The organism is Plantactinospora sonchi (assembly GCF_036422035.1).
Taxonomy (GTDB): Bacteria; Actinomycetota; Actinomycetes; order Mycobacteriales; family Micromonosporaceae; genus Plantactinospora; species Plantactinospora sonchi.
The window spans coordinates 221,731-237,187 of the sequence record NZ_JAZGQK010000003.1; the positions used below are offsets into that span (position 1 = coordinate 221,731).

Annotated in this window: 15 protein-coding genes; 9 read left to right on the forward strand and 6 right to left on the reverse strand. The window is 71.2% G+C overall.

Features of this window, described 5'->3' with window-relative positions:
• The first annotated feature begins 299 nt into the window (after positions 1-299).
• From V1633_RS04405 to V1633_RS04420, 4 genes are all read left to right on the forward strand, one after another.
• Positions 300-1,433, forward strand: a complete 1,134-nt coding sequence (locus tag V1633_RS04405; RefSeq protein ID WP_331213137.1) for an LCP family protein — start codon at positions 300-302, stop codon at positions 1,431-1,433.
• A 255-nt stretch (positions 1,434-1,688) separates the two neighbouring features.
• Positions 1,689-2,951, forward strand: a complete 1,263-nt coding sequence (locus tag V1633_RS04410; protein ID WP_331212849.1) for an LCP family protein — start codon at positions 1,689-1,691, stop codon at positions 2,949-2,951.
• 110 nt (positions 2,952-3,061) lie between these two features.
• Positions 3,062-3,343: a F0F1 ATP synthase subunit epsilon gene (locus V1633_RS04415; protein WP_331212850.1), complete on the forward strand. Its 282-nt coding sequence runs from the start codon at positions 3,062-3,064 to the stop codon at positions 3,341-3,343.
• Between the two features lie 12 nt (positions 3,344-3,355).
• Positions 3,356-3,796, forward strand: a complete 441-nt coding sequence (locus V1633_RS04420; protein WP_331212851.1) for a DUF2550 domain-containing protein — start codon at positions 3,356-3,358, stop codon at positions 3,794-3,796.
• A gap of 36 nt (positions 3,797-3,832) precedes the next feature.
• Here the strand turns inward: V1633_RS04420 and V1633_RS04425 are convergent, their stop codons facing one another.
• Positions 3,833-4,444 carry a class I SAM-dependent methyltransferase gene (locus V1633_RS04425; protein ID WP_331212852.1) on the reverse strand — a complete coding sequence of 204 codons (612 nt, stop codon included), beginning with the start codon at positions 4,442-4,444 and terminating at the stop codon, positions 3,833-3,835.
• A 165-nt stretch (positions 4,445-4,609) separates the two neighbouring features.
• On the opposite strand from V1633_RS04425, the gene V1633_RS04430 reads away from it, so the two are divergent.
• Together V1633_RS04430 and V1633_RS04435 are read left to right on the forward strand one after the other, a co-directional pair.
• On the forward strand, positions 4,610-5,785 hold the full coding sequence (locus V1633_RS04430) for a sensor histidine kinase (protein WP_331213138.1): 1,176 nt from the start codon (positions 4,610-4,612) through the stop codon (positions 5,783-5,785).
• Entirely contained in the window at positions 5,782-6,570 is a 789-nt protein-coding gene (locus V1633_RS04435) for a response regulator transcription factor (protein WP_331212853.1), read from the forward strand. The genes V1633_RS04430 and V1633_RS04435 overlap by 4 nt, the downstream gene beginning before the upstream one ends.
• A 97-nt stretch (positions 6,571-6,667) precedes the next feature.
• Here V1633_RS04435 and V1633_RS04440 read toward each other — a convergent pair whose 3' ends face one another.
• Positions 6,668-7,504 (reverse strand): alpha/beta fold hydrolase, encoded by an 837-nt coding sequence (locus V1633_RS04440; protein ID WP_331212854.1) that lies wholly within the window; start codon positions 7,502-7,504, stop codon positions 6,668-6,670.
• Between the two features lie 488 nt (positions 7,505-7,992).
• Here V1633_RS04440 and V1633_RS04445 point away from each other — a divergent pair, with 488 nt between their 5' ends.
• Positions 7,993-8,502 carry an SRPBCC family protein gene (locus V1633_RS04445; RefSeq protein ID WP_331212855.1) on the forward strand — a complete coding sequence of 170 codons (510 nt, stop codon included), beginning with the start codon at positions 7,993-7,995 and terminating at the stop codon, positions 8,500-8,502.
• A gap of 47 nt (positions 8,503-8,549) precedes the next feature.
• Here V1633_RS04445 and V1633_RS04450 read toward each other — a convergent pair whose 3' ends face one another.
• The 3 genes from V1633_RS04450 to V1633_RS04460 all read right to left on the reverse strand — a co-directional run bounded on the left by V1633_RS04450 (position 8,550) and on the right by V1633_RS04460 (position 12,576).
• Positions 8,550-11,345: a helix-turn-helix transcriptional regulator gene (locus V1633_RS04450; RefSeq protein ID WP_331212856.1), complete on the reverse strand. Its 2,796-nt coding sequence runs from the start codon at positions 11,343-11,345 to the stop codon at positions 8,550-8,552.
• Between the two features lie 246 nt (positions 11,346-11,591).
• Complete coding sequence (locus V1633_RS04455) at positions 11,592-12,017, reverse strand: VOC family protein (protein WP_331212857.1); 426 nt, start codon at positions 12,015-12,017, stop codon at positions 11,592-11,594.
• Positions 12,004-12,576, reverse strand: coding sequence for a cob(I)yrinic acid a,c-diamide adenosyltransferase (locus V1633_RS04460; RefSeq protein WP_331212858.1), 573 nt, complete (start codon positions 12,574-12,576; stop codon positions 12,004-12,006). Before V1633_RS04460 ends, V1633_RS04455 begins: the two co-directional genes overlap by 14 nt.
• Here V1633_RS04460 and murA point away from each other — a divergent pair.
• Entirely contained in the window at positions 12,575-14,044 is a 1,470-nt protein-coding gene (murA, locus tag V1633_RS04465) for a UDP-N-acetylglucosamine 1-carboxyvinyltransferase (protein ID WP_331212859.1), read from the forward strand. The two genes, V1633_RS04460 and murA, sit on opposite strands and share 2 nt — an antisense overlap.
• A gap of 59 nt (positions 14,045-14,103) precedes the next feature.
• Here murA and V1633_RS04470 read toward each other — a convergent pair whose 3' ends face one another.
• Positions 14,104-14,673 carry a MarR family winged helix-turn-helix transcriptional regulator gene (locus V1633_RS04470; RefSeq protein ID WP_331212860.1) on the reverse strand — a complete coding sequence of 190 codons (570 nt, stop codon included), beginning with the start codon at positions 14,671-14,673 and terminating at the stop codon, positions 14,104-14,106.
• A gap of 106 nt (positions 14,674-14,779) precedes the next feature.
• Between V1633_RS04470 and V1633_RS04475 the strand changes: the two genes are divergently transcribed.
• Positions 14,780-15,343 (forward strand): NADPH-dependent FMN reductase, encoded by a 564-nt coding sequence (locus V1633_RS04475; RefSeq protein WP_331212861.1) that lies wholly within the window; start codon positions 14,780-14,782, stop codon positions 15,341-15,343.
• The last annotated feature ends 114 nt before the right edge of the window (positions 15,344-15,457 follow it).

Consider the following 15,457-nt stretch of genomic DNA (forward strand, 5'->3'; position numbering starts at 1 on the left):
GTCACGCTCGTGCTCTCCTGCGCCTTTGTTCGCCCTTGACCCGTTTCTGACGCTTTCGTAACGCGTTATTAACTCGGATCGCCGTTGGCGGTCAAGCAAATCCGGCGTTAATCTCTGCAACGTCTCTGCCCGGTGGGCTCGTCCTTCTCTACGGGGCGCTACGAATGGAGAAGCTGGTGAGTGAAGGCGGCAAGGGCGGAGGCCGACCGGGCAGGAGAGCCGGCCGCCCGGACCGGGAGCGTCCGGTTCCGAGGCACCCCGGCGGCCGGCTGGACGCCGAGCGATCCGGTGGTGACGAGATTGCCGGTCCGGCCCGGAAGGGCAGGGGCCGGACGAAGGACAGGAAGTCCGGGGCACCGAGATGGGCCCGCCTCTGCACGGTCTTCGGCGCGGTGCTCGTGGTGCTCAGCGGGTTGGCGCTGGGTGGTTTCAAGATGGCACTCGCCCGGGTCGAGGGTGCGGTGACCGAGGCCGACCTCTTCGGCGACGAGGCCGGTGGCGGGGCACCGAAGGTGGCGGACATCAAGGGTCCGCTCAACATTCTGCTGGTCGGCATCGACCCGCGGAATCCGGAGACGCCGCCGCTGGCGGACTCGATCATGGTGCTGCACGTCAACTCGACGCTCGACTCGGCGTACCTCTTCTCGCTGCCCCGGGACCTGCTGGTGCAGATCCCGCGGTTCGAGAAGGCCGGCTTCGCCGGCGGCCGCGAGAAGCTGAACGGGGCGATGGCCCACGGCAGCAAGGTGCCGGGCAAGCTGCCGAGTGCCGCGCAGGGCTTCGAGCTGCTCTCCCAGACGGTCAGCAACGTGACCGGGATCAAGCGGTTCGACGCGGGCGCGATCATCAACTTCGGCGGTTTCCAGAAGATCGTCGACGCGATGGGCGGTGTCACCATGTACATCGACCAGAACGTGAAGTCGGAGCACAAGCGACCGGACGGCAAGCAGCGGACCCTCCGGCCGGGCGGCGGCGGTTATCTCGGCCCGCAGAAGGAGTACAAGAAGGGCACCCGTCATCTCCAGGGCTGGGAGGCGCTGGACTACGTCCGACAGCGGTACGGCCTGCCCAACGGTGACTACGACCGGCAGCGGCACCAGCAGCAGTTCGTCCGAGCCATGGCCGACCAGGCGTTGAGCAAGGACGTGGTGACCAACCCGCTCAAGCTCGACAAGGTGGTTCAGGCGGCCGGAAAGTCGCTGATCTTCAGCGGCCGGGGCCACCGGCTGCTGGACTTCGGCTTCGCCCTGCGTCAACTGCGCTCGGACACCATCCAGATGATCAAGCTACCGGGTGGCGGCGTCATGGAGGGCGGCAAGTACCAGGGTGAGCGGTTCGAACCGATCGCCGACGACTTCTTCGCCGCCCTGCGGGACGGGACCATCGACACCTTCGTGATGTCCAATCCCAAACTGTTGAACAAGGTCAAGTGACCTGACCCCACGGGCCGACGCCGCGCGGTACGACCGCTGCCGCACGGCGTCGCTCCGCCGCCGGATCCACGGGTGGATCCGGCGTGAACTCGGCACGAACGGCGTCCCGGACGTCCGCCCACGGTAGTGGGCGCACCGGGCGCGCTGCCCGCCGGCACCCGGACGGCAGGCGGGCGTGATGGATCTTCAGGAAGAGGCGCGGCGATCCTCGCCTGGTGGGGCTGGACGGATGAGGCGCGCCGATGCGAGGCGTGGGTGAAACGAAACGGAGAGATGCGGGTGAGCGAGGGCGGCAAGGGCGCTGGTCGGTCCGACAGACGTACCCGCCGGTCGGACGCGGGTCGACCGGACGGCGTCGGCGGCGAGGGCGGCTGGTCGAGCAGCGTACGGCCGATCAAGGAGGGCCGGCGGAAGAAGTCCACGGTGCCCAGGTGGGCCCGGGTCTGTCTGATCTTCGGGATCGTGCTGGTGGTGCTCAGCGGGGGCAGCCTGGTCGGGTTCGAGGCGGTGCTCGCCCGCTTCGAGGGGGCCGTCCAGCAGGAGGACCTCTTCGGCGACGAGGCGGCCGGGGCCACCGAGGTGAAGAAGGCGGACATCAAGGGTCCGCTCAACATCCTGCTCGTCGGCATCGACCCTCGACAGCCGGACGTGCCGCCGCTGGCCGACTCGGTCATGGTGCTGCACGTCAACTCGACGCTCGACTCGGCGTACCTCTTCTCGCTGCCCCGGGACCTGGTCGTGCAGATCCCCCGGTTCGAGAAGGCGAACTTCAACGGCGACACCACCAAGCTGAACGCGGCGATGTCGTACGGCAGCCACAACCCGGCGAAACGGCTCCCCGACGCCGCCCAGGGCTTCGAACTGCTCTCGATGACGGTCAGCAAGGTCACCGGGATCAAGCGGTTCGACGCGGGCGCGATCATCAACTTCGGCGGTTTCCAGAAGATCGTCGACGCGATGGGCGGTGTCACCATGTACATCGACCAGAACGTCAGCTCCGAGCACAAGCAGCCGGACGGCAGGCAGCGGACGCTCAAGCCCGGCGGCGGCGGTTACCTCGGCCCGCAGGCGAAGTACAAGAAGGGCAGCCGCCATCTGGAGGGCTGGCAGGCGCTGGACTACGTCCGGCAGCGCTACCCGGAGAACGGCGTCACCGACGGTGACTACGGGCGGCAGCGGCACCAGCAGCAGTTCGTCCGGGCCATGGCCGACCAGGCGCTGAGCAAGGACGTGGTGACCAACCCGCTCAAGCTCGACAAGGTGGTGCAGGCGGCCGGGAAGTCGCTGATCTTCAGCGGCCGGGGTCACAAGCTGCTGGACTTCGGCTTCGCCCTGCGTCAACTGCGCTCGGACAGCATTCAGATGATCAAGCTGCCGGGTGGTGGCGTCTTCCAGGGGGACAGCTACAAGGGCGAGGCGTTCAAGCCGATCGCCGACGACTTCTTCGCCGCCCTGGGGGACGGCAGCATCGACACGTTCGTGATGTCCCATCCCGAACTGTTGAACAAGGTCAAGTGAGTTGGCCGGCCCGGAGCGGACGAGCCGGTCCGCTCCGGGCACCCGGCTGGGAGCGCCGCCGGGAGTCGGACTAGAATTTGCCCATCCCGCCGCCGCAGCAAGGAGACAGCGTGGCACAGCTACAGGTCGAGCTCGTAGCCGTCGAGGAGAAGATCTGGACCGGCGACGCCGAGATGGTCGTGGCCCGGACGACCGAGGGCGAGCTCGGGGTGCTGCCAGGGCACGCTCCGCTGCTGGGTCAGCTCGCCGAGCCCGGCCAGGTGCGGATCAAGCTGGCCGGCGGTGAGCAGCTCACCTACGAGGTGAACGGCGGATTCCTGTCGGTGACCGGCTCCGGGGTCACGGTGCTGGCCGAGAGCGCCAGCCGGGTGACCGAGTCCGTAGCGCGCTGATCCGGGGCGTCGATGCTGGTCTTGCGATGGATCGGAGTCGGCGTTCTCGTCCTGCTCGTCGCGGTCGCGGCACTGTTCATCCGCCGTGCCCTGGTCACCAGGTCCGGCGGAATCATCCGGCTCAGCGTCCGGGTCTCGACGATGCTGGACGGCCGAGGCTGGTCGTCGGGGTTCGCCCGGCTCTCTGAGACCGAGCTCCGGTGGTACCGGATGTTCAGCTTCGCCCTCCGGCCGAAACGGGTGCTGTCCCGGCGCGGCCTCGCGGTCGAGCGTCGCCGGCTGCCCGAGGGTCAGGAGCGGCTGATCATGCCCGCCGACTGGATCATCCTCCGCTGTACCAGCCACCAGGCGCCCGTGGAGATCGCGATGGCGAAGTCCACGGTCACCGGTTTCCTCTCCTGGCTCGAATCCGCCCCTCCGGGGGCGGTTTCTCATTTGGTCCTCCGCGACTGAGCCGACCCAGCCGCCCAGCAGCCCCGACCGGTACGGTCAGGAGGAGACGGCGGCGGGCTGCCGGATCGGGCGGCGACAGTGGTAGACCACGGCAGGCGGCAGATTCGCCCACACCGTGCCCCCGACCACCACTTCCTCGAAGAGTTCGCGGAGCATCCGCTGCAGCCGCCGGGCCGGGGGCGCCCACCGGGCGTGCTGGTAGGCGAAGGTGGTGAACGCGCCGTCGTCGGCGAGAGCCGCCACGACCGCGACCAGGATCTCCCGCTGCTTCTGTTCGCTGAAGACCGCCCAGGGCAGACCGCTGACGATCACCTCGGCCCGGGGCAGGTTCCGCTCGGCGAGCAGCCGGCCCAGCGACCCGGCGTCGGCCTTCAGGACGTCAACCTCCGGATGCCGCTGCGCCAGCAGGTCCGCGAAGGTCGGGTTGATCTCCACCGCGAGGTGGCGGCCCTGACCGGCGAGCCGTTGCTGGATCATCCGGGTGAACGAGCCGGTGCCCGGTCCGAGCTCGACGACCAGCGGCTGGCCGGTACGCGGGATGGTGGCGGTGATCCGCTCGGCGAGAGGCACGCTGCTCGGCGCTACCGCACCGACCGCCAGGGGGTTGCGCGCCAACTGGGTCAGGAACGAGATCATCTCGGTGGACACGGACCGAAGCTAGGCGAGCCCGCCAACCTCCGATGTCGTACGGACGGCCGGTATGCCGGCCACTCGGAGGAGGCGGCGTGGCCGGTGGCAGGAGTAGCTGCCGCGGCTCCGCCTCCGTATCGTTGCCGGGTGCGGGAACCGCGAAGATGGTGGCCAGACGTGCTGATGGGACTCATCGGCGGTGGCGTGGGGCTCGTCAAGATCGGCTGGCCGATGGTGCAGAGCGGACCGCTAGCGCTGGTCGTCACGCTGGCCACCGGGCTGACCCTGGCGGCGGCCCGCCGTTGGCCGTGGCCGGTGCTGGTGGTGGAGAGCCTGCTGCTGGCCACCGCCAACTGGACCGCGCCGTTGAGCGGGGACATCGCCCAGTGCGGCTCGCTGATCGCGCTGGGCCTGATCGCGTACACCGCCAACTGGCCGGCGACCGCCCTGGCGCTCGGTCTGGCGTACGGGGCCTCGCTGGTGCACCTGATCGGACCGGGTAGCCAGGGACTGCTCCCCGGCCAGCAGGGGTTCGTGCAACTCGCCGGCTTCGCCGGGATCGCCGTGGCCCCGGTCGCGCTGGCCCGCTACCTCGGCGGGCTGCGCCGGGCCGCACAGTCGGCCGAGGAACGGGCCCGGGAGGCCGAGGCGCGGCAGGAGGTCCAGACCCGGGCGGCCAGGTTGGCCGAACGGGCGGCGATCGCCCGGGACCTGCACGACATCGTCGCGCACCACGTCGGCGCCATCGCGTTGCAGGCGGGCGCCGCCCAGTACGCGGCCCGGCGTACCGGCCGGGTGGACGACGCGGTGCAGGCGCTCGGTGAGCTGCGGGTCACCGCCGGCCAGGTACTGGACGAGTTGCGGGCGCTGCTGGAGGTGCTGCGGGATCCGGACGCGGTGGCGGCGGGCGGCCCCCCGATCGAGCCGGAGCAGTTGATCACCGACGCGGAACAGCGGGTCCGGGCGGCGGGGGTGGCGGTGAGCATGAGCCTGGCCAGCGACATCGGCGACGCCCCGCTGGTGGTACGGACCACCGCTGCCCGGGTGGTCCAGGAGGGGCTCACCAACACGCTGAAGCACGCCGGCCCGGGAGCGAGCGCCTCGGTGGACGTCCGGCCCGACAGCACCGGTCTCCTGGTCGAGGTGCTCGACAGCGGGCCGGAGCATCCCCGTCCGGACCTGCTCCCACCGTCCGGCCACGGGCTGGCCGGCATGCGGGAACGGGTACGCCTGCTCGGCGGCACCCTGCGGGCCGGGCCCACCGGCGCCGGCGGCTGGCGGCTCTCCGCCCACCTGCCGATCCGGGAGAAGACGACGACGTCCGGGCCCATCCGGACCGAGCATCGGCAGGGGCGATGATCCGGGTACTCGTGGTGGACGACCAGGCCCTGGTCCGGGCCGGGGTCACGTTGCTGCTGCGGACCGCCGGCGGCTTCGACATCGTCGGCGAGGCCGGCGACGGTCGGGAGGCGGTACGGCTCGCCGAACGGCTCCGCCCCGACGTGGTGCTGATGGACCTGCGGATGCCCCGGATGGACGGCATCGAGGCGACCCGGCGGATCCTCGACCAGCATCCCGCCACCCGGGTGCTGATCCTCACCACCTTCGCCGACGACGCCAACATCTACGGGGCGCTCGGTGCCGGCGCGATCGGCTACCTGGTCAAGGACGGCGCCCCGGAGGACCTGGTCGACGCGGTCGGCCGGGCCGCCCGGGGTGAGCCGCTGCTGGCCTCGGCGGTGCTGTCCCGGATCGTCAACCGGGCGTTGCGGGCGCACACCCAGGAGGCCGAACGGGAGGCCGACAACGCCCGGCCGTCGGCGCGGCGGCTGCTCAGCGGTCGGGAGCGGGAGGTGCTGGCCCTGGTCGGCGCCGGCCTCTCCAACGCCGAGATCGCCGGCCGGATGCACCTCGGGGTGACCACGGTCAAGACGCACGTCTCGGCGGCGATGGAGAAGCTCGGACTGCGCAACCGGGTGCAGGCGGCGGTGGTCGCGCACCGCCTGGGCCTGGTCGACGACGACTTCCGGCCGGTCGACCCGATCCGGTCCGGTCCCGGTCGGGACCTCGGCACCGGACCGGGCTGGGACGCGGCCGGCGACGACGGCACCGGTGACGACGTCGACCGCCGCCCGGTGCGCTGACCCATCGGCCGACGCCGTCCCGGCCGTCCCCGCCCCGCGAAGCGGGCGGGCGGGGCAGCCACCCCGCCCGCCCGTGATCCCCCGGCCGCTCAGGCCCTCACGAGGCGAGGAAGGCGAGTAGTGCCCGGTTGACCTCCTCGGCGTGGGTCCAGAGCAGGCCGTGCGGTGCCCCTTCGATCTCGACGTAGTCGGCGCTGGGCAGCGCCCGGTGAAAGGGACGCCCGGTGGCGTCGATCGGCAGGATCCGGTCGGCGGTGCCGTGCAGGATCAGGGCCGGCACGTCGATCTTCGGGATGTCGGCCCGGAAATCGGTGAACCAGGTCATCGGGGCGGCGGCGGCGCCGTACCAACCGCCGCCAGCGGCGACGGACCAGCTGTTCCGGACAGCCTCCTTGCTGATCCTGGTGCCCAGATTCTCGTCGAGGTTGTAGAAGTCGGCGTAGAAGGCCGTGTAGTAGGCGTACCGGTCCTTCCGCACCTGCGCCGAGACGTCCGCGAAGAACTCCCGGGGCGCGGCGCCGGTCGGGTTGTCGTCCGTCTTGAGCAGGAACGGCTCCAGCGAGGCGAGGAAAGCGACCTTCGCGACCCGCGCCGATCCGTACCGGCTGACGTACCGGGCGACCTCGCCGGTGCCCATCGAGAAGCCGACGAGAACGGTGTCGGTCAGGTCGAGCTTCTCCATGAGGACGTTCAGGTCCGCCGCGAAGGTGTCGTAGTCGTACCCGAGCGCGGTCCGGCTGGACCGGCCGAAGCCGCGGCGGTCGTAGGTGATGACCCGATAGCCGGCCCCGAGCAGCTCGACCGCCTGCCTCTCCCACGACTGCCCGTCGAGCGGGAAGCCGTGGATCAGTACCACCGGCTGACCGCTGCCGTGGTCCTCGTAGTACAGCTCGATCGCCGTGCTGTTCTCCTCGCCCACGGTGATGTACGGCATGTGCGTTCCTCTCCCTGATTCGGCCCCTCGGATTGAGGGCACCGCTGCGCCGGCGGCGCGAGGGCGCGGCCGGGTCCCTGTCACCGGCCGCGCCCTCCCGGCGCGCCACCGCGATCACAGCGTCGGGGAGCCGTTGCCGGTACCGCATCTGTCAGATGACTTGGATGCCGGCGGTACCGGGGGACCGCCGGGAGCCGGTGACGTACCGACCGGTGTCCGAGATACGCCACGCGGCGGTGTGACGGCACGGCACACCCGCCACCGCCCGGCCGCGCGTGTCGAGCCGTGGTGACCCCCGCCGGCCGCACCCCCGCGCCGACCACGACCTTCCGGCGGGCCGGCAGTCAACCGGCCAGTCATGTGACCGGTCACTCGGCACGCCGGTGGCAGGAGGCTCGATCTCGTGCGGGTGTGGAACGTCGGGCACCCGTCGGAGCGGGCCGACCGGACGGACAGCGGGTGCCCGGAACAGTGGAAGGAGGGACGGCATGACGCACCACCGGGCCCGTCGCGGCGTGTCCTGGGCGCGTCGGGACATCCACCGGCCCGCGGACTTCACGCCGGCGTACACGGAATCGTCCGCGCACGGCGAGGCCGTCATCGAGGCGTCACCGCGACGGGTGTACGCGCACCTGGTCGACGTCCTGCGATGGCCGGGTTGGGTCCCGCAGGTACGCCGGACGCACGTACCGGGCGAAATCAGGGTCGGTGCGGCCTTCGAGATTGAGATGTACGGGATCCGTCTGGATGCCGTGGTTTCGGAGTACGAGCCGGAAAGCCGGTTCGGCTGGATCGGCTCCTCGCCCGACCTGAGCGTCTACCAGGCGTGGATCCTCCTCCCGCTCAGCCCGGGCACGCAGGTGATCGCCAGGAAGGTCGAGCGGGAACTGAACACCGCGCCGGTACGCGACGTCCAGGCGGAGGAGATCTACTACGCCCACCAGGACACGCTGCTGCGCCTCAAGCGGTTGGCCGAGGACGGGCATCCGTCGGCGTGAACGCGGACGTCGGCGGGGCGGGTGGACGCGGCGGCACGCCGCCCGACCTACCGGTCGGGCGTCTCTTCGAGTTCCGCGTCCGCCTCCTCGGGAAGCGCCGCGAGGGCGTCGCGGAGCGCGGCCCGGGAGGCGATCCCCAGTTTGGGGAAGACCTGGTAGAGGTGGGTGCCGACGGTGCGGTGCGAGAGGAACAACTTCTCGCCGATCTGCTTGTTCGTCAGACCGGACCCGGCGAGTTCGGCGATCTCCCGTTCCTGGGGGGTGAGCACGGCCGGCCGCGGAGCCTTCCTCGGCTTCGCCAGACCGGTGGCCCGCAACTCACTGCTCGCCCGTTCGACCCAGGGCCGGGCACCCAGCCGCTCGAAGGCCGCCAGCGCCCTCCGGAGTTGCACCCGGGACTTTCCGGTTGCCCTGGTGCGGCGCAACCGCTCCCCGTACGCCAGCCGCACCCGTGCCAGATCGAACGGCCACCGCTCGATGTCCGGCAGCGCCAGGGCCTTCTCGAACAGCTCCGCTGCCTGGTCGTCGGGGGTGGCGACCGCAGACGCCGCCGCAGCGAGCAGGGCGAGCCGCGACGACAACGCGGCGAGGTTCGCCTGCCTGACGGCGGCGGCGTGTGCGGCGGCCTCGGAGAACCGGTTGGTACGGACAGCCGCCTCCACAAGATCCAGACACACCCACATCGCGTGCGGCACGTACGGGGCGAGGGTGCCGGCCGGACTGATCAGGGCAGTGTGCTGGTACGCACTCTCGTAGTCACCACGGGCGAGGTCGTTCAGTCCCCGTACGTGGTAGGAGTAGAACTCCGCGGCCCGGGCTCCGCGCGGCGCCGCGAAACGCAGCATGGCGTCCGTCAACGCGTCGCTGTGCCCGGCGTTTCCCGACGCCGCCGCGAGCAGCGCCTTGACGTACTGGAAGTACCAGGTGAAGAACCGGAAGCCGTGCTCGTCGCAGAGCCGGATGCCCTCCTCCGCGAGTTCCGCCGCCTCGCCCCACCGCCCGGCGTGGTAGTCGTCGAAGCAGAGGTGCAACAGCGCGCCCAAGTGGCGGCGGGCCGGCGCGGCGCCGTCCCGCCCGAGGCGGACCACCCGCCAGTCCGCGTCCCGGCACTCGGAGAGCCGATCCAGGTAGATGGAGGCGATCCCCACCCGGACGATCTCCGTGGGGTCGACCTCGTCGCTCGTGCCGGCCACGAGCGCGTCGAGGCGGGCCACCGCCGCCTGACCCGTCCGTGCCGGGTCGCCGAAGGTCGCGGCCGCCACCGTGAGCAGGTCCGGCGCCCGGGGCGTCAGCCGGTCCAGCGCGAGGAGAAGGGGCTCCCACGCGGTGGGCTCACCGGAGTAGAAGCAGACCAGCAGGAGCGTGTGCAACACGTCGATCAGGGCCGGGTCGTCGGCGTCGTAGCCGTGGTCGCCCGACTCGATGGCGCCGACGAGTAGCCGGTGTGCGGTCCTGATGTCGCCGTCGCTGTTGAGCAACAGGTGCACGGCTGCGGCGGTGGCGTACAGCGAACCGGCCGGGCTGGCCCGGCGGGCGTCGTCCAACAGTTGCGAGGCACTGGTCAGTTCGCCGCCCGCGTCGGCGCCGATGTAGGCGGCCTGCGCCAACCGTCGGCCGCGCTCGACGGGGTCCGGGGTCAGGTCGGCGGACCGGGTCAACGACGCGACCGCACCCACCGCGTCGCCTCGCCGCAGGATCCGGTGCGCGGCCTGCTCCAGCAGGGCCGCGACGCTCTCGTCCGGTCCGACCGCGGCCTCGCCGAGGTGCCATGCCCTCCGTTCGGGCTGTACGACCAGCGCCCGGGCGAGGGCGGTGTGCGCCCAGCGCAGTTCGCTGCTGGTGGCCACCTCGACGACAGCTGACTCGATCAGCGGGTGCCGGAAGGCGAGACGGCGGGTGTTGGTGTGGACATGGACCAGTTGGTCACGTTCGGCCGGTTCGAGGTCGTCGAGGTCGTGCTCGTCGGCTGCCGCGAGCAGTACGCCCAGTTCGCCGCTACCGTCCAGCGCCCCGAGCAGGAGGAGCCGACGGCACGCCTCGGGCAGTCGGGACACCCGTGACGCGAAGAGTGACTGCAGACGTCGGGTCAGCGGAAGTACCGCAGGCAGGGATGCCGCGCCGAGACGCTGGGATCCGGTCAGCGCGGTGGGCAGCTCCAGCAGGGCGAGCGGGTTCCCGTGGGCCTCGGCGAGCAACCGACGCCGCACGGCCGGGGCGAGCCTGGGACAGCGTTTGTTGATCAGCTCGGTGGCCGCCTGCGGTTGCAGCGGCTGTAGTACCACCTCGGGTATTCCCTGGTGCTCGAAGAAACTGCCGGTGTGCGACCGTGAGGCGGCCAGGAAACCGACGCTGGTGCCGACCAGCCGGCGCGCGACGAACCCGAGCACCGCCGAACTGGCCCGGTCCAGCCAGGGCAGGTCGTCGACGATCAGCAGCAGCGGACGCGCCGTGGCCATCTGGCGGAGCAGCAACAGCACCGCGTTGGAGACCAGCAACCGGTCCGGTGGTTGTCCGCTTCCGAACCCGAGCGCCACCTGGAGTGCTTCGTGGTGTACGGGCGGGAGGTCGGCGAAGGAGTCGTACAGCGGGAACAGCAGCTGGTGGAGGCTGGAGTAGCTGATGCCCGCCTCGAACTCCACCCCGGCCGCCCGGAGCACCCGCATCCCCGCCTCCGTGGCGAACGCCGTGGCCGCGTCGAGCAGTGCCGTCTTGCCGACGCCGGGCTCCCCGGAGACCAGCAACGACGCGCCGTTCACCGTCGCCTGCCGCAGGAACCTACGGGTCAGTGCCAACTCCTCGTCCCGGCCGACCAGGGGCCACGACGGGGCTTCGGGGCGATCCAAGAAGCGGCACCTCCAACCCGTGCTCGTACCACCAGACTTCGGCGTGGGGCCCGTGCCGGTCTGGCTCGTCGCTGGCGGAACCAGCGATGGTCCGGGCTCCACCAGGGGCGAATCTACCCTCCTCGCCCGGCGACCCCGCTGGTCAAGCCCCCCGAGCACCGGCAGGGCGGGCGGCTGCCGGAGCTGACGACCTGCCAGCCGGGCGACGGTGGACCTCGCGATGGGCGCGGGCGCCGGCGGGGACGGTCAGCCGTCGACGGCGGGGACCGTGGCGCAGAGTTCCACCTCAAAACCGGCCTCGTCGGCGAGGTAGCCGGCGTAGTTGTCCGGCCCGCCGGCATACGGGTGGCGGTCGGCGAAGAGCAGCGTCCAGCCGTACGCCGGGGCTTCGGTGACCAGCCGGTCCACCACGGCGGGTGGGCCGGCGTGGAAGGCCAGGTGGTTGAGGCCCGGGGCGAGCCGGTCGTGCCGGCGGGACGACATCGCCGGGGACTCCTCCAGCACCAGGTAGGTGTGGCCGAGCCGCCAGGACCGCCCGCCCGGCCAGTCCTGGAACGGCGTCCAGCCCAGCTCGCCGAGGAGCCAGCCCCAGCCGCGGACGGCCCGGTCCAGGTCCGGTACCCAGATTTCGACGTGGTGCAGGCCGCCTAGCGGGGGATCAGCGCTCGCCACCGGGTACCCATAGCACATCTCCGTCCGGATTTGCCGATCTTGCCAGGATGAACAACAGGTCGGAGAGCCGGTTGAGATACTTTGCCGGAAGAGGACTGGTTCGGTCCGGTTCATGATTGACGAGCGCCCACGCCGAGCGTTCCGCGCGGCGGGCGATCGTGCGGGCCACGTGCAGCAGCGACGCACCCGGGGTGCCGCCGGGCAGGATGAAGGAGTCGAGCTTGGCCAGTTCCGCGTTGAACTCGTCGCACCAGCCCTCCAGCCGCTCCACGTACTCCTCGGTGACCCGCAGCGGCGGGTACGCCGGCTCCGGGTCGACGGGGTTGGACAGGTCCGCGCCGACGTCGAAGAGATCGTTCTGGATCCGGCCGAGGACCACGCGGAGGCGCTCGTCGAGCTGGCCGAGGGCCAGCGCCACCCCGATCGCCGCGTTGCACTCGTCGACGTCGGCGTACGCGGTGATCCGGGGGTCCGTCTTCGCGACCTTCTCGTTGTTGGTCAGCCTGGTCGTGCCGGCGTCGCCGGCCCTGGTGTAGATGCGGTTGAGGTGGACGGCCATGACGCACAGCGTACGGATGTCGGCGCCGACCACGTCCGCCCGGCCGGGGGCGGTCGGGGAGCCGGTGGCCGGGGCGTGGCCGGACGGCGCCGGGCCGGGTGGCGCCGACGACTCTACGATCTGCGACGTGGACGTGATCAGAGTCAGTGGCGGGGCCCGGCTGGCGGGCCAGGTGCACGTGGTCGGCGCCAAGAACTCGGCGCTCAAGCTGATGGCGGCGGCCCTGCTCGCGCCGGGACAGAGTGTGATCACGAACGTACCCCGGATCACCGACATCGCCATCATGGGCGAGGTGCTGCGCCGGCTCGGCTGTCAGGTCTCGTTCGTCGACGACGCGGGGCCGGTGACAACGGGCGGCGGTACCGGGCCGGCCGGCGACGGTGCCCGGTCCTGCTCGGTGACCATCGACGTGCCGGAGGCGCCGGGCACCGAGGCGGACTACGACCTGGTACGCCGGCTCCGCGCGTCGATCTGTGTGCTCGGCCCGCTGCTGGCCCGGCGCGGGTACGTCCGGGTGGCGCACCCGGGCGGTGACGCGATCGGCTCCCGAGGGCTGGACATGCACGTGGCGGGCCTGGCCCGGATGGGCGCGGACATCTCGGGCGAGCACGGTTTTGTCATCGCCTCGGCGCCGCGGGGCCTGCACGGCGCCACCATCTGGCTCGACTTCCCGAGCGTCGGCGCCACCGAGAACCTGGTGATGGCGGCGGTGCTGGCCAGCGGGATGACCGAGATCGACAACGCGGCCCGGGAGCCGGAGATCGTCGACATCTGCACGATGCTCAACCGGATGGGTGCCCGGATCGAGGGCGCCGGCACCTCCACCCTGCGGATCGAGGGGGTCCCCGAGCTGCGGCCGGTGCGGCACGCCACGGTCGGCGACCGGATCGTCGCCGGCACCTGGGCCTTCGCGGCGGCGATGACCCGCGGCGACGTGACGGTGACCGGGGCGAGTCCGGCCTTCCTGGAGATCGCGCTCGACAAGCTGGTCTCCGCCGGCTGTCTGGTGGAGACCCGGGTCGACGCGTTCCGGGTCCAACTCGACCGGCGGCCGTCCGCGGTCGACGTGGTGACCCTGCCGTTCCCCGGTTTCGCCACCGACCTGCTGCCGATGGCGATCGGGCTGGCCTCGGTGAGCGAGGGGGCCTCGCTGGTCACCGAGAACATCTTCGACGGCCGGTTCATGTTCGTGAACGAGATGGCCCGGCTGGGCGCGGACATCAAGACCGACGGGCACCACGCGGTCGTCCGGGGACGCGAACGACTCTCCAGCGCCCCGGTCCGGGCCACCGACATCCGGGCCGGCGCCGGGCTGGTGATCGCCGGACTCTGCGCCGACGGCGTCACCGAGGTCTCACACGTGCACCACGTGGACCGTGGCTACCCGGACTTCATCTCCGACCTGCGTGGGCTCGGGGTCGAGGTGGAGCGGGCCACCGCCCCGGAAGAACCGGCCTTCACGCTATGACCTTCCGCCGTCCGGCCGCGACCGGTGCTCCCCGACCCCGCGCCGCGTTGGTGCGAGGGTCAGGAGCCCGCCGTCACGCCGGCGGCCCGGTCGTCCGGCGGCTCGGCCCGCTGGCCACTGCCCGGCTCGGCCGGCGGTGCGGTCGCGACCCGGCCGTCCTCCGGGTGGTTCTCGCAGACGCCGGTGGTCGCCAGATTCTGCAGGGCGGCGGCGAGCTGGCGGAGGTCCAGGCCGTCGAGGTGGTCCACGATGTGTCGGCGTACGCTCGCCAGCTGGGTGGGGTAGGCCTGCTCCAGCCGGGCGAGGCCGGCGTCGGTGAGCACGGCGTTCCACCCACGGGCGTCCTCGGCGCACCGGACCCGGACGACGTAGCCCGGCTGCTCCAGCCGGCTGACGATCCGGGTCATACCGCTCAGCGAGAGGTCGCAGGCGGCGGCGAGCTCGCTCATCCGCATCTGGCGGTCGGGGGACTCCGACAGGTGCTGCAGCGCGGAGTATTCGTTGAGGGACATCCGCTGTTCCCGCGACAGATCGGCGTCGAGTGCCCGGGGCACGACCAGGATCGCCCGGCCGAGGGCCCGGACCACCGCCTCCTCCTCCGGAGTGAGCGGCGGCAGGGAGCCTGTCATGGAAACCACACTACCACCTCGATTGCTTGACAAAGCAACAAAGTCTCTATTTGCTTGAGCTGACAAGCGTAGGCAACTTGCGCGGTTTTAGAAGGGAACAAGCAACATGACCAGGATTGGGATCATCCTTGGTAGCACCCGGCCCGGCCGGAACGGTGAGGCCGTGGCCCGCTGGGTGCTCGACAACGCGGTGCAGCGCGGCGACGCGGAGTACGAGCTCATCGACCTGCTCGACTTCAAGCTTCCGCACCTGGACGAGGCGGTTCCGCCGTCGATGGGCCAGTACGCCCAGCCGCACACCCTGGAGTGGGCTGCCAAGATCCGCTCGTTCGACGGGTTCGTGATCGTGACGCCGGAGTACAACCACTCCACCTCGGGCGCACTGAAGAACGCGATCGACTTCCTGTTCGCCGAGTGGAACAACAAGTCGGTCGGTTTCGTCAGCTACGGCTCGGCCGGCGGTACCCGCGCGGTCGAGCACCTGCGGCTGGTCGCCGGCGAGCTGATGATGGCCGACGTACGGACCCAGGTGGCGTTCTCGCTCGCCACCGACTTCGAGAACTACAGCGTCTTCAAGCCGGCCGAGTTCCACGTGGGCCCGCTCAACATGATGCTGGACCAGGTCGTCGCCTGGAGCGCCGCCCTCGCTCCGCTGCGCGCCGCGCAGTGATCTGACGGCGGTGGCACACCGCCGAGCATGAACCGGGTGCGGCGGTGGTGACGGAACCCTCCGCCGCCGTACCCCGGTCGCCGTCAACGACGACCCGGTTGACGACGGTCGCCC